This is a genomic window from Mesobacillus maritimus (assembly GCF_044803185.1).
GTDB classification, from domain to species: Bacteria; Bacillota; Bacilli; order Bacillales; family Cytobacillaceae; genus Mesobacillus_B; species Mesobacillus_B maritimus_B.
This window is the reverse complement of record NZ_CP085225.1, coordinates 2,944,325-2,967,755: the sequence shown is the minus strand read 5'-3', so window position 1 is coordinate 2,967,755 and position 23,431 is coordinate 2,944,325. Positions and strand designations below refer to the sequence as shown.

Sequence of the window (23,431 nt, the reverse complement as noted above, 5' to 3'; positions counted from 1 at the left end):
ACTTGTACAAGAAAATTCTATTAGCAACAGATGGATCTGAACACTCAAAGCGTGCCGCTGAAAATGCGCTACATATTGGAACATGTAGTTCAGATTCAAAAATAGACATCGTGTATGTTATCGACCACGACAAGGCAAAATCCCATGTACTTAGCAATTGGAATACAGCCGAAATTGGCGATAAGCATAAAAGCCGCTTAAAGGATATTGAAAAAATGGCGAAAAACTCAAATGTTGCTTATGAAACGAAGATTCTTCAGGGAGATCCTGGACCTGCCATTGTAGAATATGCAAACAAAAATAAGTTTGATGTGATTGTGATTGGGAGCAGGGGACTGAATGTTCTTCAGGAATTCGTTTTAGGGAGTGTTAGTCATAAGGTGGCAAAGCGCGCGAATTGTCCTGTTTTAATTGTTAAATAAGGTGATGATAACTGGGGTGCATTCTCCAGTTTTTTTCATTATAAACATGCTCTTGTCCGTGAGCATGTCCCGTGCTTGCTTAGCATCGATATGGTAAACTATTGGAATGTTTAAAGTAGCAGGGAGGCCTTTTAGTTTGGCGCAACATGATTTTACCAATGGTTCAATTGTTAAGCAGTTATTCTTATTTTCCACTCCAATTATGCTAGCGAACTTACTGCAAGTATCGTATCAATTTATCGACAGCCTATGGGTTGGAAATCTCTTAGGGGCAAATGCACTTGGAGCCATTACGGTTGCTTCTACCGTCGTTGTCACGGTTCTCTCCTTCATTATTGGAATCAATCATGCCACCTTGACGATTCTTTCGCAACAACGGGGAAAAGGTAATGACGCTGGCCTCATGTCCTATTTAAATGCTTTTGTTGTCGTTTTATCTGTTTTATCGCTTTTGGCTGGGATTGTCGGGATCATTTTTTCTGAGTCAATTCTGCTTATGCTCGATACACCCTCTGAAATGCTCGCAGATGCAAACGCCTATTTGCGGATAAATTTTATCGGTATTCTGTTTCTACTTGGCTATAATTTTATCAGTTCGGTTTTAAGGTCTTTAGGGGACAGCAAGACACCATTAACCTTTGTCATTGTAGCCGTACTACTAAACACGGTATTGGATCCAATCTTTATTACAGTATTTGACTGGGGCATTGAGGGAGCGGCATATGCCACGGTCTTGTCTCAAGGTGTTTCCTTTTTATATGGACTTATTTATACACTGAGACGCAAACTTGTGCCTTTTTCACTTCCTAGAATTCCACGACGAGAGGAAGTCTGGCTGATTTTAAAACTAGGTATTCCCTCAGGGTTACAAATGATGGTGATTCATGCAGGAGTACTAGCCATCCTGAGCGTCGTCAATACCTTTGGGGAAGATGTGGTGGCAGGTTTTGGGGCCTCACAGCGGATTGATAGTTTAATCACTCTGCCGGCAATGGCATTGGGCACCGCGGTAAATAGTATGGCTGGCCAAAATATTGGTGCTAACCGCTGGGATAGAGTCAGACAACTTGCTTTCTACGGAGCAATATATAATCTAGGGATTATGCTAATCATGGCATTGATCATTTTTCTTCTAGCTGAACCTTTAATTGGATTGTTTATTCGACCAGGTGAGGCAGCGGTCTTTGGCACTGATTATTTAAAAATCATTGCCTTTTTCTATCCGTTTATTGGGCTAAATTTCATCCTAAATGGAATTGTCAGAGGCTCTGGAGCGATGTATCAAGTATTGGTATTAAACATTCTTTCATTTTGGGTACTACGCTATCCTTTGACGTATGTATGCTCGTTGATGATTGGCTCTGATGGAGTTGCCTATGGAATGGGCATTAGTTTTGTTATTAGTAGTTTGTTTTCCTTAGGGTATTTTAAATATGGAAAATGGAAGGAAAGAAAGCTATTTTCTAAGGAATGAACAATGAAAGTTTTATTATTTTAATAAAGAACCTTATTTATTTTCATACCGTTGATTGGAGCGGAAGGCACGAAGACTCCTCGAAAATGAACTACACATTTTCTCGTGCGTGGGTCTATTCATGGATGTCATTCAGTGTCCTGCGGGAGTGCAAGGCCAAGGGAGACCTAGGTTGAATTGGTCCGCGTGAGGGACTAATTAACCCCGTTGGAGCGAAGCGACGAGGGGGTTCCGGACTGCCCGCGAACCGCTCGTGCCTGGAGTGGAAATCAACCTCAACTATAAACAGCAAAAAAATAATTAAATTAGTTGAACTAGCAGATCCTAATTAAAGGGTTGCTTTTTCTGTTCCTTGACTATCATTCCCCCTTGACCTCTGAAATGTTATAATTTTATAAAAATAAAAGATTTGTAGGGAAAGGGGATGATTGCGATTACGATACTCGATAAAGTGAGTACGGGGTTGGCGGGGTTTGATCAGGCGATTGATATGCTTCGCCTTGGGGATAATGTGGTTTGGCAGGTTGATTCTGTTCAAGATTATTTGAAAGTGGTAACTCCTTATGTGGAACAGGCGAAGCAGGACAAACGAAAGCTGGTGTATATTCGCTTTGGAAACCACAACCCGATTCTTAACGATGACTCTGGAATAAAAGTTTATGAGGTTGATGCAACGAAGGGCTTTGAAAGCTTTGCCTCGGAGGTGCATCATATCATTGAACAAGAAGGCAAGAAAACCTTTTACGTGTTTGATTGTTTAACAGACTTGTTGGAATCTTGGTACTCAGATTTGATGATTGGGAACTTTTTTAAGGTATCTTGCCCGTTTTTATATGAATTGGATACAATTGCTTATTTTGCAATTATGCGCAACGCTCATACATACAGTACGATCGCGGGGATCCGTGAAACAACACAGCTGTTACTAGATTTATATGAAGTAAACGAAAAAATGTATATCCATCCGTTAAAGGCATCAGAAAGATATTCGCCAACCATGTTTTTTCCGCACCTCATTAAGGGATCGGAAGCAATCTGCATAAGTGCAAGTTCTGAAATCGCCGAGCTGTTCTCAAGCATTAACCGTGGGGAGGAACGTTTGGATTACTGGAATGTCGTTTTTGCAAATGCAAGAAAGGCACTCAACCTAGACGTTGAGCAGCAGAATCAAACAAAAAGATTGTTAATCTCTCTGTTGATTGGCAATGAATCAAGAATGTCTGAGTTATGTTATCAATATTTTACATTACATGATATTTTAACTATTGCATCGAGGGAAATTGGAACCGGCTTTATTGGCGGAAAGAGTGTCGGAATGCTGCTGGCTAGAAAGATACTAGAAGAAGATGAATCAAACCGGTTTCAGCCTTTTCTTGAACCGCATGACTCTTTTTATCTAGGTTCTGATGTTTTTTATACCTACATTGTCCAAAATGGCTGGTGGAAACTCCGCGTCAAACAAAAAACAGCAGAGGGCTATTATCAATATGCTTCAGAGTTAAAAGAAAAACTTTTAAATGGAAAGTTCCCCGATAAAATCAAAGAGCAGTTTGTGCAAGTTCTTGAGTATTTCGGGCAATCACCCATCATCGTTCGTTCTAGTTCTCTACTAGAAGATAATTTTGGCAATGCGTTTGCTGGGAAATACGAAAGTGTGTTTTGCGCCAACCAAGGAACTCCTGAAGAACGGTATGAAGCCTTTGTTCAGGCAATCCGAACTGTGTATGCTAGTACAATGAACGAAGATGCCTTAACTTACCGGATGAATAGGGGCCTGTTTGAAAAGGATGAACAAATGGCGATTCTGATTCAACGCGTTTCTGGAGATCATTACGGAGAATCTTTCTTCCCGCATATCGCAGGGGTTGGGAATTCCTCGAATCTTTATGTCTGGGACAAAAACATCGACATGGATGCAGGAATGCTTCGGCTTGTGTTTGGCTTAGGAACACGTGCAGTAGATCGCACGGTCGAGGATTATGCCAAAATTATCTCTTTGGATGACCCTTTACGCCGACCACTAATGGCGATAGATGACGAAAAGAAATTTTCCCAACACTATGTAGATGTGCTTTCCCTTTCGAATAATAAGCATCGAACAAGAAGAGCGGATGACATTCTGTTACATGATTTAGGCGTAGATAAACATCTCTTCGCAAAAGTAGACGAAGAAACGCTAATGAGAATGAGGGAGCTAAGGTTTACCCATTTAAATGTTCCCTATATTCTAGATTTTCAACTACTGCTTAAAGAAACTGAGTTCGCCAGTCTGATGAAAGACATGCTAGCGAGATTATCCTCTGTATATGAATACCCTGTCGACATTGAGTTTACTGGTAATTTTAAAGAGAATCATCCTTTTAAAATCAACCTCCTGCAATGTCGCCCCTTGCAAACAAGGGGGTTAGGGAAACCTGTTGAAATGCCAAAACTAATGAATAAGAATGATTGCTTCTTTTCACAAAAAGGAAATTTTATGGGCGGAAATGTTCACTTACCGATTGATTATGTCGTGCTGGTTGACCCGCAAGCGTATATTAAACAAAGTGAACAAGGCAAATATGCGGTTGCGAGAGCAATTGGGAAGATTAATTTAGCATTAAAAGGGAAAAACGTCATGTTAATGGGACCAGGGAGATGGGGAACCACGACGCCTTCCTTAGGGGTACCTGTCCACTTTACCGAGCTAGCCAATATGTCCGTCATTTGCGAGGTAGCTTCAAATGACGGAGGACTAATGCCCGAGCTTTCCTATGGAAGTCATTTTTTTCAGGACCTAGTAGAAACAGGAATTTTTTATATTGCAATTTATGATGGCGAGAAGGATGTGGTTTACCATCCTGAAAAAATCCTGCAGAAGGAGAATTGCTTGTCATCCATCTTGCCTGATCATGAAAAATTCGCACAAACCATCCATATTACCCAGACCAATGGGATGGAGGTCTTTTCAGATATCGTAACTCAAAATCTATTATGTAGATAGCTCATCAATTAAGATAGAGGTTTAAGGATACCTTTTAGGTATCCTTTTTTTAGTGCGCCCAGCATGGGTCCAGTCTATAGGGTGCAAGTCCCGAACTGTGAAGGCAGAAGTAGCAGTAGCTTAACGCAAGGGTGTCCGTGGTGACGCGGAATCTGAAGGAAGCGAGCGGCAAACCTCCGGTCTGAGGAACACGAACTTCATATAAGGCTAGGTATCATTGGATGAGTTTGCTAAACAAAACAAAGTCCTTTCTGCCGAAGGTGATACAGAGTAAATGGAGCAGATAGATGGAGGGAAAGACTGTACTCTTACCTGGGGAGGTCTGGCTGGAAAGCCGAGCACACTCGGTAAACTACTCTGAGAAGAGTAGCTGAGCAGTCAGAAGTCAGCAGAGGTCATAGTACTTGACTAGCTATAGATAGTTAAGGAAGGACTGAACATTTAGGAAGAATATACACTAGGCGTTCACTGGTTATGATGATACAGACAATCCATTAATGGACTTACTTGAAGGAGGACGTGGTGAATTCCACTGGGGACTTTAAGAGGGTGGAATAAGCAGTGGCACAATCAGAACGTATATTCACGAGAAAGGATTGTATCGGAATGATGGAACGACTACTGTCGCGGGAAAATCTACTTTCGGCATTAAAACGAGTCGAAAAGAATAAGGGTAGCCACGGTGTAGATGAAATGCCTGTAAAATCCCTACGAGCGCATCTTCTACAAAACTGGCAAGAAATCCGAAATTCAATAGAGACTGGAACTTATGAGCCTATGCCAGTCAGACGTGTCGAAATCCCGAAACCGAATGGCGGCATACGTTTATTAGGAATTCCTACCGTGACAGATCGTTTGATTCAACAAGCGATAGCCCAAATATTAACCCCAATCTATGACCCATCCTTTTCCGAAAATAGCTACGGGTTCAGACCTAGAAGAAGAGCACATGACGCTGTTAGGAAAGCAAGGACATATATAGAAGAGGGCTATAGATGGGTAATAGATATGGATTTAGAAAAGTTCTTCGACAAAGTAAATCACGATATGCTTATGGGACTCTTGGCGAAAAGAGTTAAAGATAAGACGCTTCTAAAGTTAATTAGAAAATACTTAGAATCGGGAATTATGATAAACGGAGTGGAGATTATCAGTGAAGAAGGAGTTCCTCAAGGTGGACCACTTAGTCCACTATTGTCCAATATTATGCTAGATGAACTCGACAAGGAACTAGAGAGAAGGGGACATAAATTTGTCCGTTACGCAGATGACTGTAATATCTACGTTAAAACCAAGAAAGCAGGTTTACGTGTTAAAAGCTCTATAACTGCCTTCATTGAGAAGAAACTCAAGCTAAAAGTGAATGAGGGGAAAAGTGCAGTAGAACGACCGTGGAAACGAAAGTTTCTTGGATTTAGCTTCACATCACACCGGAATCCTAAAATCCGTATCGCAAAAGAGAGTATAAAGAGAGCTAAAAATAAAATAAAAGAACTGACATCAAGGTCGAAATCCATCTCAATAGAATTACGCATTGAGAAATTAAATGAATACCTTGTAGGTTGGTGCGGATATTTTGCGTTGGCCGATACGCCAACTCCCTTTAAACAACTAGATGAAACAATTCGAAGAAGACTTCGGATGTGCCTGTGGAAACAATGGAAACTACCTAAAACCAAAGTAAAAAGGCTCATTTCTTTAGGAGTTCCAAAAGAAAAAGCCTTTGAATGGGGAAATTCACGTAAGAAATACTGGCGCATTTCTAATAGTCCTATTTTAAACACAACGCTTAATTTAGAATTTTGGCGAAAACATAAGCTGAAAAGTCTAGTAAATAGATACAATTACTTACGTCATACCTAAGTGAACCGCCGTATACCGAACGGTACGTACGGTGGTGTGAGAGGTCGGGGGTTAGTCACCCCCTCCTACTCGATTATATTGAAAAGCATACATGGTACTTTTTAAAAACTTTGGAAATCTTACATATTATTTTATGCAGCGGTAAAGATAAATAAAAGATAAGTATCCTCAATAAAAATTAGAAAGGAGCATGACCATGAACAAAAAGTGGTTTTTATTATTAGCGAGTATCATGTTGTCTGCTGTTATGGTTGCAGGTTGTGGAGCGAATGACGATCCATCGCCACCAGTAGATGAAAATCAAGAAGAAGCACCATTTGAGAATGACCCATTACACGATGCCGAAGATAGCAGAGATGATATCGGTGAGAATAACGATGCCGAAGAAAATATGGAAGGCATCGAGGAAAATGTAGAAGAACCATTCGAAGATCCAGACAACGACGGAAACGATGAAATGGATCCGAATCCTGCAGAGGATTAATAAATTTGAAAGCCGACGAAGAAGGTCCCAAAAGTTATCTTTTGGGACCCTTCTTTCTTTATTCTTAAGAAAGTAGCGAATGCTATAATGGTTTGCTAAAAAAACTAGCGAGCGTTCGGGAAGACCCTTTGTACCATTTCTGAAAATTCCTCAAATAATCCTTGAACTGGCTGTCCATTTTCAATTTTGTCACCGTAATCGCCCATACGATCGACAAAGTCAGGGTTGCTTGATACAAAGACGTTTCGAATATCGTTGTCTTCTTCCTTTACTTTGTCAGAGATTTTATTCTCAAGCTCTCGTCTTAAATCTCCTTTTTCTTCATTATCCTGAACCACAGCTACATAGGCATTTCGATTTGCTACGATAACAGTTGCATGTCGAATTTCTTCCATGTCTTCAATCTTGGATTGGGCTTTGTCTGCTACTTGCATCCTTGATTGATCGTTTTCATTCCCTACATTGTAATTGTGGTCATCAACATTCTGAATCTCAGCACCACGATTGTCATTATCATCTTGGGCCTGATTTCCCCCCATCGCACAACCAGATACAAAACTAACGACTAAAAACAGAATGGAAATTCTTTTTACAAATACCATTTATACCCTCCTAAATTTTTACTCAGCGATAATATTCCCCCGAATCACTTACTTTATGTATAAATTTTTTAAAAATATTGTATGGGTTTTAATAGAAGGGGAGTATTTTCTACATCGCTTTTGTCGAAATGTTTGCCGCGTTGGTCGAATTCTATTAGGATTAAATAGCAAAGGATTGTTTTAATAGTACATATGTTATGAACAAATGTTAGGACTTAATTGCGGTCCAATACTGAATGTAGGAGGCTCTATTTGTGGGGAAAGAACCAGTGGAAAATCTAGAAAGCTTAGAACAACGCTACCCGCTAGTAAAAGAGATGAAAGAGAACATACCTGTTTTCTGGGAAAACCCAGATTACCTGCGAACCGTGACATTTCCGATTAAAGGGGTTGGACCGGAGATCATCACCGACGCTAAGGAGCGTCTACAGCGCTTTGAACCTGTTCTCAGGACTTTATTTCCTGAAATGGAAGATGGAATTGTATCGCCTATAACAGAAGTTCCTTCGATGAAAAAGGAACTTGAAATGTTTTATCAGTCCAAAATAAATGGCAAATTGTTATTGAAAAGAGATGACCTTCTACCGGTGGCTGGGTCCATTAAGGCACGTGGGGGCTTTCATGAAGTGTTAGCTTTTACGGAAAATCTTGCTATTAAAACCGGACTTATTTCAACTATAAACGATGATTATCGGATTCTATTAACTGAAAAGGCTAGAAAAATTTTGAGTCAGTATACGATTTCAGTTGGCTCAACCGGAAATTTAGGGTTGAGTATCGGGATGATTGGTTCAGCACTTGGATATCGTGTCGCCGTACATATGTCTGCTGATGCGAAGGAATGGAAGAAGAACTTACTACGCAAAAATGGCGTAAAAGTGGTTGAACATCCTTCCGATTATTCTCAGGCCGTTGAGAAGGCTAGAAATGAAAGCGACCAAGCCGCAAATTCCTATTTTGTCGATGATGAACAATCTCCGTTATTATTTGCTGGTTATGCAGGGGCTGTACATGAAGTTCAGGAACAATTAGAAAAACGCGGGCTTAAAGTGTCTTCCGAACAACCTTTATATGTTTATTTACCTTGCGGGGTTGGCGGAGGACCTGGTGGAGTTGCTTTTGGGCTGAAAACTGTTTTTGGAGAGCATGTTCACTGCTTTTTTGCCGAGCCAACACATTCACCGTGTATGTTGTTAGGGCTCATGACTAACCTACATAATCACATTTCTGTTCAAGATATCGGGCTGGATAATAAAACCGAAGCCGATGGTTTGGCTGTAGGCCGCGCGTCTGCTTTTGTCGGGGAAATCATGGAGAACCTACTAAGTGGAGTTTACACAATCACCGATGATGAATTGTTATCGTTATTATATTTACTTGAAAAATCAGAGGGGATATTTCTTGAACCGTCCGCATTATCAGGCATGAAAGGACCAATTAAGCATAGCCAGAAAAACCCCAATGCCATACACCTTGTATGGGGAACTGGCGGCAGCCTTGTGCCTGAGCAAATGAGGGATGACTTTATAATGAAAGGAAAACAATTCTATCAAAATGAATCATTTAAATAGCATTGTCTAGCGTTACTAGTACTTTCTTCATGTTTTTTGAATTTTTAGAGCATACGTTCTGTCAATTATGATATAATAAACCGGCAATAGGATAGGTTTCTCAAGGGTGGTCAGCAATAACCCCTAACGAAAGGGGGTGATGCTGTGACGGTATTTGAGGCGTTGATGTTTGCGTTAGCATTTGCAAGCTTGATCGTTGCAATTCTGTCTTTTACCAATAAAAAATAATCCACCCTTGAGTATGACAGCACAAGGTGGATTATTCCGTCTTAACAGCTGATCCCCTAAAGGGGAGCCGTCTATTGCATGGACCGTTCGGTGTTACCAGCACCGGCGGTCTTTTTTTTATTTATGTTATTGATGTCTATATTATACCCAATAATCGTGGGAGAAAACAAGGAAATCTAATGATTATCCTATTCCAAAAAGATAATCGAAACACTTAAAACAGGTTCAGTATAAAAGAATAGCTATTCTCATCATTACAGATAATAGGGAGGAGTGAAGGGGGGAAAAGAATGTCTAATAAAGATCAGAGCACATCAGGTACAGTCGAACAACCGTTAATGTCTACCGCTACTACTGAAGCAGGTTTTGAAAAGAATACAAAGAAAGAGAAACTAGCAGCTAAGCCGAAAATTGGCGAAACGATTATTGGGGATGATGGAATTACGGGTCGAATAAGATAGTTCTTATTGAAAATAAAGGAGATGAAACTCAATGAAAACAAAGGATAATTTCTTAGAAGGTGCCAAGGTAACAAAAGATAACCAAATTTATGGAACACCGAATAGCAAAAGTAAAAATGGAACAGGGGATTCCCCTAATGATAATGTGCCTCAAAAAGGGCGGAACCGATAACAGCCAAGATTTCTTGGCTGTTTTTTGTTATGGCTCTTTTCTCAAACTTTGTTGCTCTTGGATACAAATTCGGTTGAATTAAGCTTTGTTTCCCTTCAAAGTACCCTTTTATTAATGAGAAAAGAGCGCGCAAACTTCTTATCACGTACCAAATAGCTTATCTTGCGTTAAAATCGGCTTTAGGTAGTAAAAATCGGCTTTAAGATTTTTACAATTTTAACAACAATCTTTACGAAACCAGCCTTTGTTATTTGCTACGGAGCCCACCTTTCCCCTTATTTTTGATAAGATGAAAAGAAGAGAAATGAATGAGGTGAGGAACAGTGGACATACAACATATTGTGATTGCAAGTCCGATGCATGAGGAAATTAAACGAATCATCGAAGAAAAAGGAATAAAGAAAAGCTTTCGGTACTTATCAGATGAAGAATTTACCCAAGCTGATCTTGACTGGGCTGATGCTTTTGTTTCTTTTAACATGAAAGGACAGTTTGATTATCGTCAGTTACAATGGGTCCATTCACTGGGAGCAGGTGTGGATCGCTTTTTATACAAAAAGGAGTGGCCTGAGAATGTTTGTCTAACGAGAACCGTTTGTTCCTTTGGACAAAGAATTGCTGAGTATTGTCTTAGCTATGTATTAAAGGACCTACAAGCTCATGGCCAATTCCATACACTTAAACAACAGAAAAAATGGCAGCCAATGACTCCAGGATTATTGAATGAGCAAAAAGTGATGATTTATGGAACTGGTGAGATTGGGCAAACCACTGCTAAAATCTTTTCAGGTTTCGGTGTTGAGGTCCATGGAGTATCTTTAAGTGGCAAAGCGAAAGAAGGCTTTAAACAAGTCATGACGCTTGAAGCTCATTACAAAAAGTTAACTGAAATGGATTACATAATCAATACTTTGCCATTAACAGAACAAACATTCGAACTGTTTGGTGGAAAGGTCTTTAGCCGCTTATCCGCAAGAGGGTTTATCAATGTTGGCCGTGGGGCATCTCTTAATGAAAAAGCGCTATTGGATGCTATTAATAGAAATAATCTAAACTTTGCTGTCCTTGATGTTTTCGCCGAAGAACCACTTCCGGAAGACAACCCACTTTGGGCGCACCCAAATGTCATCATCACCCCACATATTTCAGCCGTTACAACAGCTCGTGAGGGAGTAGAATGTTTTATTGATACATTGAGAAACATCGAAGCAGATAAACCCTTGTTCAATAAAGTCGACGCAAAAAGAGGGTATTAAGGAGTGGCCCCTTGCCTCCCCTTTAATATATTAATGGAAATCTGCTTCAGTTAAAAAAACTCATTAGATCATGCCGTATATTAATGTATGATATTACCAAAAAAGAAAACATCCTGTTCGATAGGGGGAGTAGAATGACTATTAGTATCATTGTAGGAGTTTTATTGTTGGTGGGCTTAGCTGCAACAGTTACCTCTATGAGCAGAAAAAATCACCCAAATCTAAAACTTACAAAGGAGAAGATCCCAGACCATCTTGGGACTGTTAATTTTGTCCCCATACAATCTTTGCTTCTTCATTTAAATACAGCATTAAACGATGAATATATTCGAAAAGTAAAGCAGCGATTCCTTCAGGAAAACCCTACTAAGAGCGAGGATGAGTTTGAATGGTTGCTATTTGAGTTAAAGCGGTATTTCATCGTCGCGAACTTATTAAAAAAAGCGCCAATGTTTAGTAAAGAAGTGGATGAAATTTGGCATGAGATGATTCTTTTTACAGAGGAATATCATGCATTTTCAGAAGAATTTCTAGGAGAAATGCTTCACCACATCCCGAACACAAATCCAGAACCAGCACCACAAGATCGTGCGTTTTTTGATTGGGTTTTTGCTCAGTTGTTTCAAATTACCGAATTTAGTTGGAAGACTTGGGGGAGCTTCTTTCAACACCCAGTTTCTCATGAGAGTTTAAAAGAGTTTAAGAAAAGTAGTAAAGAAGAATTAATAAATAACTATTTCCGTCAAAATGATGATAACAAAGAGCTTGTAGAATATTTAGTGCATCGCATGAAAAAACAACTCACTGAAGCGGAAAACATCTATATGGTTGATAAGAAAGGGTTATTTACAAAACAACAAACATATGGGGATATGACTTCTTTATCACTAACCATGGTTTTCTTCTCCTATTATTATTTTGATGAATATTGGGAATACGCAAAAGTATATTCTTTTGCCCGGGCGGTAAAAGATACAAGCGGTTGCTCTACTGCTGTTTTCTGTGGTACTGCTTCCACTAATCGCTCCGGAGATGGTCATGGTGATGGTCACGTAGATGGCGGTGGCTCCTCCTGTTCAAACTGCGGAAGTGGCTGCTCCTCTAGTTGATGATAGAAAGCAATTGCAATTATAGTACTGAATTAGTAGTTTCGTTCACAATTTTAGCTCTTTTTGAGTAAATTAATAAAAGCCATTTATCTCTAGAGGTGCTAAGAATGGACAGTGTGGATGACTTCAAGGTACTGATTGGGGCGTGGACCGACGCTGTTGGTACGATTCTCTCCGCTTATAGCGAAATGAGGGCCTTTGTTGGATTAGACGAATATAATTCAACTTGTAGCCATCGGTGAGGGGCTACAAGCACTTGGAACCATGATAGTTGGTACTACAACAGAAGAAACTCCGATTATCTTTACGGGCAGTTGGATAGACGGTACTGGCGCTGCGACAAGTTCATATGCGGCCTATTTAAGACAAGTCCAAGGAGAGAATGACGACAATATTCGACTGGAAATCTTGGGTGACTCCCTACAAGCGATGGGCGCATTCTTTGTCTCGTTTGGCGAGTACTTAAGAGGAGAGGATGTTTATGCTGTTGCCAACGGCTTACAATCATTAGGCGCAGGTATCGAGGCAATCGCAGGTAACTATGAATTAGCCAATCGTACAGAAGCAAGACTTCTAGCCTTGATTGGTTCAAGTATTCAAGCACTAGGTTCCAACTTTTTTGCCGTTACAGTTACAAAGGAATTGCTTCAGGATGAGAAAGCGGATTGAACTTAAGGGATAAAATGAAAAAGCCAAAAGATTCTAGACTTTATTTCTTGACGGATTAATAGATTCCTGATAGATTTTACTTTATCGCAAAATAATTTAATTAGAGCTAGCTATGAATGCTGTGGGTCAAACTATAGCAGGAGCGGCTTCTGGAGAGATCGCAAATATTGCGGCGCCGAAGGGTTCACAATCTCAGGCAAAAGGACAGAAGAGTAACAACAACTACAACTATTTATGTATTTGTTTATTGTTATTCTTGTTTACTTGAGGTTGGAAAAAAATCCAACCTCTTTTTTTATTGTTCTTTCCAGATTGTTCAATTTATCACAAGGATTATTCGCGATAAATTAGAATGGAGGAATGGAAAAATGGCACAAAAAGAGCTAAAAAGGGAGCTGAAAAATCGACATGTCCAATTGATTGCGATTGGTGGAACGATTGGAACAGGATTGTTTTTGGGTTCTGGGAAAGCGATCCAACTCGCAGGACCTTCAATTATTTTAGCTTATTTGATCGTTGGGATTGCCTTGTTTTTCGTAATGAGAGCATTAGGAGAATTGCTTTTATCCAATGCAGGCTATCAATCTTTCAATGATTTTGCGGCTGATTATATCGGGCCGTGGGCGGGCTATGTGACCGGCTGGACCTATTGGTTTTGCTGGATTATGACCGCAATGGCCGATATTATTGCGGTTGGCGTTTATGTTCAATATTGGTTTGAGGTCCCTCAATGGATTCCAGCCATCCTCATTTTGGTTATTTTACTAGGATTGAATTTATTAACCGTTAAGCTTTTTGGTGAGTTAGAATTTTGGTTTGCAATGATTAAAGTCATCACGATTCTAGCCTTAATCGTAATCGGCATTGTTTTGCTTATCATCGGATTTAAAACCGATGCGGGTGTAGTTTCAATTAGCAATCTATGGGGGTACGGAGGTCTTTTTCCGAATGGAATTGCTGGATTCTTACTTGCCTTCCAAATGGTTGTCTTTGCCTTTGTCGGTGTCGAGTTAGTAGGGGTGTCGGCAGCGGAAACCGCTAATCCGCAAAAAAGTATCCCATCGGCTATTAATAAAATTCCACTCAGAATTCTATTTTTCTATGTGGGAGCTCTTTTTATTATTTTAAGTATTAATCCATGGGAACAACTGACTGCAACGAGCAGTCCGTTTGTACAAGTTTTTAGTTTAGTAGGCATTCCAGTTGCAGCAGGAATCATAAATTTTGTCGTATTAACTTCTGCAGCTTCAGCTGGTAACAGTGGAATGTTTTCAACAAGTCGAATTTTATATAATTTAAGCAGTCATAATCAGGGTCCAGCAGCCTTTGCAAAATTAAGCAAAAATCACGTCCCGAGCAATGCATTGATTACATCTGCGATTGTTGTTTCGATCGGGGCATTATTAAGCAAGCTGATTCCAGAACAAGCTTTCAGTATTGTGACGACAATTAGTGCCATTTGTTTTATTTGGGTGTGGAGTATCATTTTAATTTCGCATATTCGCTATCAAAAAACACGACCGGATTTAAGAGCGAAATCAACGTTTAAAGCACCGCTCACACCGTTTATTAATTATGTGGTCCTTGCCCTCTTTGCCGCTATATTAATCATCATGCTATTTGCAGAAGCAACACGCATCGCCTTGTTCATGACACCATTATGGTTTATTCTGTTATTTATTTTATACGGATTTAGAAAGAAGAAAAACGGAGTTTAAATAAATGGGGCCATCCAGAATTGGATGGCCCCATTTATTAATTTTTTCCCTATAAATCTGCTGCTGTTTCTGTTTGTTCATATTCTTCAGATTCCATTTTGTGATGGCGCTCAATGGGTGCCCGTTTATGATAGCGTCCAAGAATGCCAGTCATTATAAAAATTGCAATAGCTGAGTAGATCACTTGAACGATTCCAAATACAATCGTTGCCGAGGCAACAATTAGGATATCAGTTAAAAACATCGTTTTTCCAGGATTAATTCCAAAACGTTTATCGAGGAAAATACAGAGCATATTGAACCCACCGAGGGATGATCCCTCTCTGAAAAGAAAAATAAGACCAATCCCAATCATCGCCCCACCTAAAACAGCACTCATAATCGGGTGTGGCAGTTCAAACGTAAACATAAGTGCGAGAGTATCTGACATAGCGGACATGATACTTACACTTACAAAACTCCGCACTGTAAAGGCCAATCCTAATTGGGATAAAGCCAAAAAGTAAAAAGGTAAGTTGATGCTAAAAAACAAGATTCCGAACGAAACATCTGTTAAGTGTTGCATGACAATTCCTAAGCCAGCCGTCCCACCAATAACTAGATTAGACGTCGTTAAAAACTGGATGCCAATCGCAACAAATAAACATGAGAACAGAATCCAAGACCATTTTCTAATAAAATTCATTTTAAAACTCCTAGACTAGATTTTACTTTTTTCTCCATTTTCTATATTACTATAAAATCACTAGGGGAATAGTAAAAACTTAATAAATAATATAGAAAAAGGTACATACGCTCTTTCACCAATTTATACCAAGTTAAACTTGTAAATGTTATGATTGATGTAGATGCAATTAAAACAGTGTTAGCGGCTAAAAATGAAATACATTATTTTATTAAGCTGTATGATACCCAAACAAAACAATGGCAAGATATCATCATGTGTAACTAGAAGCCAGAATGTAAAGGGGCGAAAGAACACACTTATGATTCCAACAAAAATAGAACCTAATTCAAACCTTCCCATAAGAGAAAACAGTGTAGATGCAATAGTCGATTGGTTCGAACAGTATAAACAGTCGTTTTATACCATAGGTTTAACCTATCTTAATGATCAGCAGCAAATGGAAGAATTATTTTACCGGTGTATGATGAAAGTCCAAAAAAAATGGCCACGATTTAAGAGTGAAACTTCTTTTGACATATGGGTGACATCTATATTCATACCTATCTGTCAGGAGCTTTCTAAAAAAAGAAGTTTACAAGTTTCAGAGGAACATGACCCTCGGGACGATATATTTAAAGCACTCCATCGACTGAAGGGGACTGAGAAAGAGGCAATCGTCCTGACTTATATAAAAGGTTTTTCTCAGGAGGAGAGTGCTCATCTTCTTCAAGTTCCAGTTGAAAAGATAAAAGAGCTTTTGTTTTCCGGTATTCGTTCACTGAGAAAAGAATTGGGGTACGGACCAACTTATAATGGATGTAGAGAGCATCATAAGGATTACATCGATTACTTAGAAAGAAAATTGGAACGGTCGAAAAAGGTTGATTTAGAGATACATATTTTTCATTGTCCTAACTGTCAGGAGGATCTTTCTACCTTTCAGGAGGTTATGCTAACCTTGGTAAATCTCCCAGGTAATACGGAAGGCTCTCTTTTGCCGACCGGTTTTATGGAGAACGTTAAAAAAAGGCTCGCGGAAGAGGAAAAGAAGAGAGAAAAGAAGAACAGAAAGCGTAAAAAAATGGGCCTTGTTAGTGTAGCTGTTTTCGTACTAACCATAGGAATTGGCTTTTTCACCGGTACATTCAGCAACCTTTACTATACATGGACGGAAGAGGATCCACACTTGCGTGCTTTTCTGCAGGCGGACCTAGGTGAACGGCTAAACCTAGAAACAGAGAGCGATGGGGTGAAAATGAACATCAAAAGCGTTATTGCGGACGATGTTCAGACACTTGTATTTTATGAGGTCGAAGATACAAATGAAGATAACCAATATATGATTGATTTCCAACATGGGGTTTTTGTGGAAAACGCACATGAAATCATGATCCATGAAACCAATCCAAGGTATGCTCCTGTTGACCTTGAATCAGATTTCAATAACAAAGAAAAAAACAAGTACCATGGGAAAATTAGTCTGCCACCTATCACAACAGATAACGGGACAATCAAACTTAACATAACAAGTATTCAAAAACTGAATCGTGATACCAAAAATCAAAATCAGTTTATAGAATATGAGAACCTGGAGTTTGAAGAAGGAGAGTGGAACTTCGAAATTCCGGTAACAAAACAGCCTTCCACCGAATATGTTTTGGATGAAGAAACAAAAGTCGAAGGGATCCCGGTCCGTTTTGATAAACTAACCATTGCACCAACCGCTACCTTTTTACAATATAGTTTTAAGCATGAAGAAGCAGAGAAACGGATAGAGTTTCTACATATTGGTGATTTAGAAATTAACAATAAATTAGTGGAAATTGATAGGTATAGCAGCTCTTTTGTAAATACACAACAAGAAAGGAATTGGATTGCTTTTCAAGATCAATTCGAACCGTTCTTCGGAAAGAAACCAAAAGAGATCAACGTTCATTTCGATTCCGTTTTTCTAACGGTGGATGACTACAAAAATATCGAGCTGGATGTTACAAAGGAATACCCTCAAACCTTCGAATATGCAGGCAGCACCATCTCCATCGACAAGCTGGAAATCGGAGAACCGACTACTGTAGTCATCAGCAATCATGAAATTGAAAATCGAAAATACGAATCACTCCAATTCCATATTTTAAGTGAAGACAATAATGAAATGAGTTCGATGAATATGGATGCTGAAGGAGTAGTTGTTGATAAAAACGGAAAAGAATACGATATGAATAAAAACCCTTACTCATACGATGAAATTGAACAGCCCCGTCATTTCTTCACCGTTCAAACCATCGGACTAAGAAGTAACAACGGAGAAAAAGTGATTCCAAAAACCTTAGAGATCTATGGATATAACACAACAAAATACCTAGATGACGTTCTAAAAATATCATTGCAATAGGGACAAGGGGATAGGGACAAGGGGACAGGCACCTTGTCCCGTTATTTTTGGTGTCAGTCCCCCGGTGGAGTAATCCTTTACTCATTTGGTTTCACACTTCCGTTTGAAACGTTCATTATGATATATTTTAGAAAGATAGGTTGTTGGGGATGGAGGTTTTTTTGGTGTTAACGATAAAAGAAATTGCTGAAATGGCCAAGGTTTCGCGTTCAACGGTTTCCCGTGTGTTAAATGAGTCAGGCTATGTAAGTGACGAGGCAAGAAAACGTGTTCTTGAAGTAGTTGAGAAAACTGGATATGTACCTAGTCAGCAAGCTCAATCTTTAAGGACGAAAAAGACAAAAGTAATCGGAGTGGTTCTCCCTAAACTGGGGACAGAAACAGCCGGAAGGATTGTATATGGGATAAATGATGTTCTAAGTGAGAAAGGCTATCAAATCCTGTTAACCAGCACCAATCTAGAAACTGAAAAAGAGATTGAATATTTACGGTTGCTAAAGAGCAGGCAAGTCGATGGAATCATTCTAACTGCAACGAATACAAACGATGAATTGGTCGCTGAAATTAAGCAGCTTAACTTGCCGTTTGTTGCCATTGGTCAAGATATCCCAGGGGTTTCGAGTGTCACGTATGATGATTTCCTTGCAGCCAAGAGAATGACCCAACTGATGATTCAAAAAGGGCGACAAAACATTGCATTTATTGGAGTGGACGAAGCAGACCAGGCTGTTGGTGTCATGAGAAAAAATGGATTTATGGAAGCAATGGAAGAGGCAAACCTCCCGATACGTACAGAATGGATAGCTAAGGCGAATTTTGATATCCCTTCTGGGTACGAAGCGATGGCAAAAATTATGGAACTTACATCTGACAGTAGAAGACCGGACGCTGTTTTCTGTGTTACAGAAAGAATTGCCATTGGGGCGATGCAGTTTTTAAAAGAATCAGGATATAAAATCCCTTTTCAAATTTCGATAGTTGGTATTGGCGCGTCGGATATTTCAAAATATGTTGAACCTGCCCTCACAACGATGGACTATGAAAATGAAGCTGCAGGGAAGAAAGCGGCTCAATTTTTATTAGATCAACTTGAAAGAAATGAAAATAACCAAAAAAAAATCGTTTTAAACGGTAGACTGATTGAAAGGAATAGTCTATAATCAATGTGAAATCGATTTCACATCTGTTTAGAACTAAGAAAAAAATGGAAAGAGCTCTACACTGGAATCGTCCTAACTTTTGTTAGAATTGATTCCAGTTTCATTTCCTTTGTGTGGAATCGATACCACATTTTTTGGCTATGTGTGGAATCGATTTCACAATCATAATTTAAAATCACACGGGCAAGGTACAAAAAAAAGGGAGGGTCAGTAATGGCTACAAATCGTGAAATAGCAAAGGGTATTATTGATGCAGTGGGTGGAGAAGAGAATATTGTTTCGGCTGCTCATTGTGCAACAAGACTTCGAATTATGGTTATAGACAAAGAAAAAATCAACCAAGAACAGGTAGAAAGCATTGAGAAAGTAAAAGGTGCTTTCTTTAACTCAGGTCAGTTTCAAGTGATCTTAGGAACTGGAACTGTAAACAAAATCTATGAAGAAGTAACGAATCTTGGAATTAATGCTTCTAATAAAGGTGAACAAGCAAAAGAAGCGGCAAAAAGTGGATCGAAGTTTCAAAGAGCTATCCGCACATTTGGGGATGTATTTGTTCCGATTATCCCGGCACTCGTCGCGACAGGTTTGTTTATGGGTCTGCGCGGTCTGGTCATGCAAGAGCAAATCTTGGCCTTCTTTGGCATGACGCCAGCAGATGTTTCAGAAAACTTCATTTTATTTACACAGATTTTAACAGATACAGCGTTTATTTTCTTACCAGCACTCGTTGCATGGTCAACATTCCGTGTATTTGGTGGCTCACCAATTATTGGATTGGTCCTAGGGCTCATGTTAGTTAGTCCATCCCTTCCAAACGCTTGGGGTGTTGCTGGAGGAACCGTTGATCCAATAATGTTTTTCGGATTCATTCCTGTCCTAGGCTACCAGGGCTCTGTTCTTCCTGCCTTTATTACAGGTATTATTGGGGCGAAATTAGAAAAGCAGATTCGCAAACGTGTACCAGATGCGTTTGATTTAATTGTCACACCATTTTTGACGTTACTGATTATGATTTTCCTTGCATTGTTTGTCATTGGACCTATTTTCCATTGGGTTGAAAACATCATTCTCGCAGGCACGATTGCTGTTTTAGAGTGGCCGTTTGGTATTAGTGGATTGTTAATCGGTGGATTAAACCAGGTGATTGTCGTGTCTGGAGTTCATCATGTATTTAATATGTTAGAGATTTCGTTACTTGAAAGTCTTGGATATAACCCGTATAACGCCATTGTTACTTGTGCGGTTGCGGCACAAGGAGGGGCAGCACTAGCTGTTGGATTAAAATCCAAATCAAAGAAACTAAAAGCATTAGCACTTCCATCTTCTTTATCAGCGTTCTTAGGAATTACCGAACCAGCGATTTTCGGGGTTAACCTTCGTTATGGAAAGCCCTTCATTATGGGATTGATTGGCGGAGCAGTTGGTGGATTCTTTGCTTCTATCTTCGGATTAAAAGCAACAGGGATGGCCATTACGGTAATACCAGGTACTTTACTATTCCTTAACGGTCAAATTTTATTGTATTTACTTGTGAACATTATCGCGATTGGCACGGCATTTGCTTTAACTTGGATGTTTGGGTATTCCGATAAAATGATTACCAACAACCAGGAGTAGCCGGCAAATTTTATAGGAGAGGACGATCTTTATGGTGAAAAATGGATTGATCACACTTGGAGAAGCATTGATTGATTTTATCCCAGTGGATTCAACCAATCTCACTTATCAAAAAAGTCCAGGTGGTGCCCCAGCGAATGTTGCGGTTGGGGCATCCAGATTAGGCATGAGATCAGCTTTTATCGGAAAGTTAGGTCAGGATGTTTTAGGAGAATTTCTCGTTGAGACATTATCGAACTATGGGGTCAATGTTTCTTCTGTGAGTTTTACCGATTCCTATCGTACAGGACTTGTCTTTGTCACCCTTGATTCAAATGGGGAGAGAAGCTTTAGCTTCTTTGTAAAGGAAAGCGCGGATATATTTTTAGAAGAAACAGATATAAAGGAAGAATGTTTTAAAGATTATAAGATATTTCACTTTGGAACCATTTCAATGATACAGAACCCCGTTAAAGCGGCAACGCTAAAAGCAATTAACTATGCGAAAAAGCATGAAATGATTGTTTCATTTGACCCAAATATACGTCTTAGTTTATGGAAAGATGAGAATGTGTTGCGGGAAACGATTTTTTCTGTCTTGCCTGATGTCAATGTGTTAAAGCTTTCTGATGAGGAGTTAGTGTTTTTAACGGGAACACAAGACCCTGTAGCTATTGAAAAATGGATGAAAGAATTCAACCTTTCTCTCGTTTTCCTTACAAAAGGAGCGGAAGGGAGTGTCGTTTTTACTAATTCTGGATCAATGAAGGTCGATGCATTAAAGGTCAGCACCGTGGATACAACCGGGGCAGGTGACGCCTTTGTTTCAGGATTTCTTTATTGCTTGAATGAAAGAGAAAAGGAACTTGATACCCTTACATTAGAAGAAGCGGTTGAGATTGCGAAGTTTGCCTCTATTTCAGGGGGGCTTACTGCATCTGAAAAAGGAGCGATGACGGCATTGCCAACTTTGGCTGCGGTACACAAAAACCTGACAAGAAATGGGAGTTAATTCATCATGAACCAGCAAGAGTTACATCAACTAGCATCCAAAAAGGTAGAAGAAAATAAACCCCTTATTGAAAAAGATTCTAATCGGCTGCAGTTTCATTTGATGCCACCGGTGGGGTTATTGAATGACCCTAATGGGCTTATTCACTTTAATGGATTGTACCATGTTTTTTACCAATGGAATCCATTTGAAACAAGTCATGGTGCCAAATTTTGGGGACATTATACATCTAAAGATCTCATTTCTTGGCAGGAACAGCCTCCTGCCCTTGTCCCAAGTGAATGGTACGAGAAAAATGGCTGCTATTCGGGGAGTGCGGTCGAGCATAATGGGAAAATGTACTTGTTCTACACGGGAAATGTGAAAAATAAGAACAATGAGCGTGAAACGTATCAATGTCTAGCAGTCTCCCATGATGGAATTACCTTTGAAAAAAAAGGACCGGTTATCTTCTTACCAGAGGATTATACCCCGCATTTTCGCGATCCAAAAGTGTGGCAACAAGATGGAATTTGGTATATGGTGCTAGGGGCGCAAACGGAAAAGGAAGAAGGACAAGTCGTGCTTTATGCATCTATGGACCTTGAAAACTGGGAATTCAAAGGACCACTAGCTGGAGGGAATTTGAACGGTTTAGGAGATTTCGGGTATATGTGGGAATGTCCGGACCTTTTTAAACTTGGCACACAGGATATCTTATTGGCATCTCCTCAAGGACTCGAACCAGAAGGCCATCTTTATCAAAATTTATTCCAGTCAGGCTATTTTATCGGGAAGTGGAAACCCGAAACGAATAGATATGTACACGGTGACTTTATTGAGCTTGATCGTGGCTTTGACTTTTACGCCCCTCAGACTTTTGAAGATAATCATGGAAGAAGACTCCTGTATGCGTGGATGGGATTGACAGATGAAAACGAAGCTTTTCAACCGACTATTGCCAATGGCTGGATCCATGCATTGACTCTTCCGAGGGAATTAGTGTTAAAAGGGGACAAACTCTATCAAAAGCCTGTAGCAGAATTAACGCAGTTAAGGAAAACACATGATTTTCACCAACAAGTGTCGCTTGATAATGAAGCTAAGTCATGGACTGCGATTAATGGAACTGTAAGTGAAATTTACATCGAAGTTGGTCAGCATGAGGTCACTTGTTTTGAGATAAACATCCGTGAAAATGTCAAGCTAAGCTTTAATTATGTAAAGAGCATGATTACACTAGAAAGAAAATCCTTCAAGGACGGTTCTCCAGAAAGTCGTTCCTGTCAATTACCGATTCTAAAGGAACTGCATATTTTCTTAGACACAAGCTCCATTGAAATATTTTTGAATGGGGGACAAGAAGTGATGACGGCAAGGTTTTTTGCGGAACCTACTGAACAAACCATTACGTTTGCTTCAAGGGGAAAAGTGGATTTATGGATTGAAAAGTGGAGTCTTCAGCTTTCTTAATTAAAAGGGGGCGATTGTGCCGGATTGATCCTTCTTTGCTTTAAAAGAATTCAAGGGATAAGAGATAGTGAAAGGAAGGTTCGACGTAACAGAAAAAAGTGATTGCCTTTATTTATTTCTTTATCCCATAAAGATCAGCA

General features: G+C 39.6%; 21 protein-coding genes and 1 riboswitch. Of the genes, 19 read left to right on the top strand and 2 right to left on the bottom strand.

The genetic code is table 11. The annotated features are described in order from the left end of the window. The first annotated feature begins 2 nt into the window (after positions 1–2). From LG336_RS14265 to LG336_RS14245, 5 genes are all read left to right on the top strand, one after another. Entirely contained in the window at positions 3–422 is a 420-nt protein-coding gene (locus LG336_RS14265) for a universal stress protein (protein ID WP_404328174.1), read from the top strand. Positions 423–558: 136 nt separating this feature from the next. Further along, a complete protein-coding gene (locus LG336_RS14260; protein WP_404328173.1) occupies positions 559–1,896 on the top strand; it encodes an MATE family efflux transporter in 1,338 nt (445 codons plus the stop codon). Between the two features lie 424 nt (positions 1,897–2,320). Further along, positions 2,321–4,879: a PEP/pyruvate-binding domain-containing protein gene (locus LG336_RS14255; protein ID WP_404328172.1), complete on the top strand. Its 2,559-nt coding sequence runs from the start codon at positions 2,321–2,323 to the stop codon at positions 4,877–4,879. Positions 4,880–5,485: 606 nt separating this feature from the next. Next, positions 5,486–6,742, top strand: a complete 1,257-nt coding sequence (gene ltrA, locus LG336_RS14250) for a group II intron reverse transcriptase/maturase (RefSeq protein ID WP_404333086.1) — start codon at positions 5,486–5,488, stop codon at positions 6,740–6,742. A 196-nt stretch (positions 6,743–6,938) separates the two neighbouring features. Continuing rightward, complete coding sequence (locus tag LG336_RS14245) at positions 6,939–7,226, top strand: hypothetical protein (RefSeq protein ID WP_404328171.1); 288 nt, start codon at positions 6,939–6,941, stop codon at positions 7,224–7,226. Positions 7,227–7,330: 104 nt separating this feature from the next. On the opposite strand, the gene LG336_RS14240 is transcribed toward LG336_RS14245, so the two are convergent. Then, a complete protein-coding gene (locus tag LG336_RS14240; protein WP_404328170.1) occupies positions 7,331–7,828 on the bottom strand; it encodes a YhcN/YlaJ family sporulation lipoprotein in 498 nt (165 codons plus the stop codon). A 269-nt stretch (positions 7,829–8,097) separates the two neighbouring features. Between LG336_RS14240 and LG336_RS14235 the strand changes: the two genes are divergently transcribed. From LG336_RS14235 to LG336_RS14195, 9 genes are all read left to right on the top strand, one after another. Beyond that, positions 8,098–9,399, top strand: coding sequence for a D-serine ammonia-lyase (locus LG336_RS14235; protein WP_404333167.1), 1,302 nt, complete (start codon positions 8,098–8,100; stop codon positions 9,397–9,399). A 144-nt stretch (positions 9,400–9,543) separates the two neighbouring features. Beyond that, positions 9,544–9,627 carry a putative holin-like toxin gene (locus LG336_RS14230; RefSeq protein ID WP_404333166.1) on the top strand — a complete coding sequence of 28 codons (84 nt, stop codon included), beginning with the start codon at positions 9,544–9,546 and terminating at the stop codon, positions 9,625–9,627. Positions 9,628–9,917: 290 nt separating this feature from the next. After that, on the top strand, positions 9,918–10,088 hold the full coding sequence (locus tag LG336_RS14225) for a hypothetical protein (RefSeq protein ID WP_404328169.1): 171 nt from the start codon (positions 9,918–9,920) through the stop codon (positions 10,086–10,088). Positions 10,089–10,119: 31 nt separating this feature from the next. After that, positions 10,120–10,260 (top strand): hypothetical protein, encoded by a 141-nt coding sequence (locus tag LG336_RS14220; protein ID WP_404328168.1) that lies wholly within the window; start codon positions 10,120–10,122, stop codon positions 10,258–10,260. 323 nt (positions 10,261–10,583) lie between these two features. Next, the gene (locus tag LG336_RS14215) at positions 10,584–11,516 is read left to right on the top strand and encodes a D-2-hydroxyacid dehydrogenase (RefSeq protein ID WP_404328167.1); all 933 of its coding nucleotides are present in this window, start codon (positions 10,584–10,586) and stop codon (positions 11,514–11,516) included. Positions 11,517–11,650: 134 nt separating this feature from the next. Next, positions 11,651–12,625 (top strand): hypothetical protein, encoded by a 975-nt coding sequence (locus LG336_RS14210; protein ID WP_404328166.1) that lies wholly within the window; start codon positions 11,651–11,653, stop codon positions 12,623–12,625. A gap of 107 nt (positions 12,626–12,732) precedes the next feature. Further along, complete coding sequence (locus tag LG336_RS14205) at positions 12,733–12,867, top strand: hypothetical protein (protein WP_404328165.1); 135 nt, start codon at positions 12,733–12,735, stop codon at positions 12,865–12,867. Positions 12,868–12,889: 22 nt separating this feature from the next. Then, positions 12,890–13,294, top strand: coding sequence for a DUF6944 family repetitive protein (locus LG336_RS14200; protein ID WP_404328164.1), 405 nt, complete (start codon positions 12,890–12,892; stop codon positions 13,292–13,294). Positions 13,295–13,433: 139 nt separating this feature from the next. Continuing rightward, a riboswitch (glycine riboswitch) is annotated at positions 13,434–13,512 on the top strand. 150 nt (positions 13,513–13,662) lie between these two features. After that, entirely contained in the window at positions 13,663–15,012 is a 1,350-nt protein-coding gene (locus LG336_RS14195) for an amino acid permease (protein WP_404328163.1), read from the top strand. 49 nt (positions 15,013–15,061) lie between these two features. Here LG336_RS14195 and LG336_RS14190 read toward each other — a convergent pair whose 3' ends face one another. Continuing rightward, entirely contained in the window at positions 15,062–15,697 is a 636-nt protein-coding gene (locus LG336_RS14190) for a YitT family protein (RefSeq protein WP_404328162.1), read from the bottom strand. Between the two features lie 301 nt (positions 15,698–15,998). Here LG336_RS14190 and LG336_RS14185 point away from each other — a divergent pair, with 301 nt between their 5' ends. From LG336_RS14185 to LG336_RS14165, 5 genes are all read left to right on the top strand, one after another. Continuing rightward, on the top strand, positions 15,999–18,071 hold the full coding sequence (locus tag LG336_RS14185) for a sigma-70 family RNA polymerase sigma factor (RefSeq protein WP_404328161.1): 2,073 nt from the start codon (positions 15,999–16,001) through the stop codon (positions 18,069–18,071). 164 nt (positions 18,072–18,235) lie between these two features. Then, positions 18,236–19,231 (top strand): LacI family DNA-binding transcriptional regulator, encoded by a 996-nt coding sequence (locus tag LG336_RS14180; RefSeq protein WP_404328160.1) that lies wholly within the window; start codon positions 18,236–18,238, stop codon positions 19,229–19,231. A gap of 213 nt (positions 19,232–19,444) precedes the next feature. Beyond that, a complete protein-coding gene (locus tag LG336_RS14175) occupies positions 19,445–20,848 on the top strand; it encodes a sucrose-specific PTS transporter subunit IIBC (protein ID WP_404328159.1) in 1,404 nt (467 codons plus the stop codon). A gap of 31 nt (positions 20,849–20,879) precedes the next feature. Further along, a complete protein-coding gene (locus LG336_RS14170) occupies positions 20,880–21,839 on the top strand; it encodes a carbohydrate kinase (protein WP_404328158.1) in 960 nt (319 codons plus the stop codon). A 6-nt stretch (positions 21,840–21,845) separates the two neighbouring features. Next, on the top strand, positions 21,846–23,291 hold the full coding sequence (locus tag LG336_RS14165) for a glycoside hydrolase family 32 protein (protein ID WP_404328157.1): 1,446 nt from the start codon (positions 21,846–21,848) through the stop codon (positions 23,289–23,291). Positions 23,292–23,431: the final 140 nt, after the last annotated feature.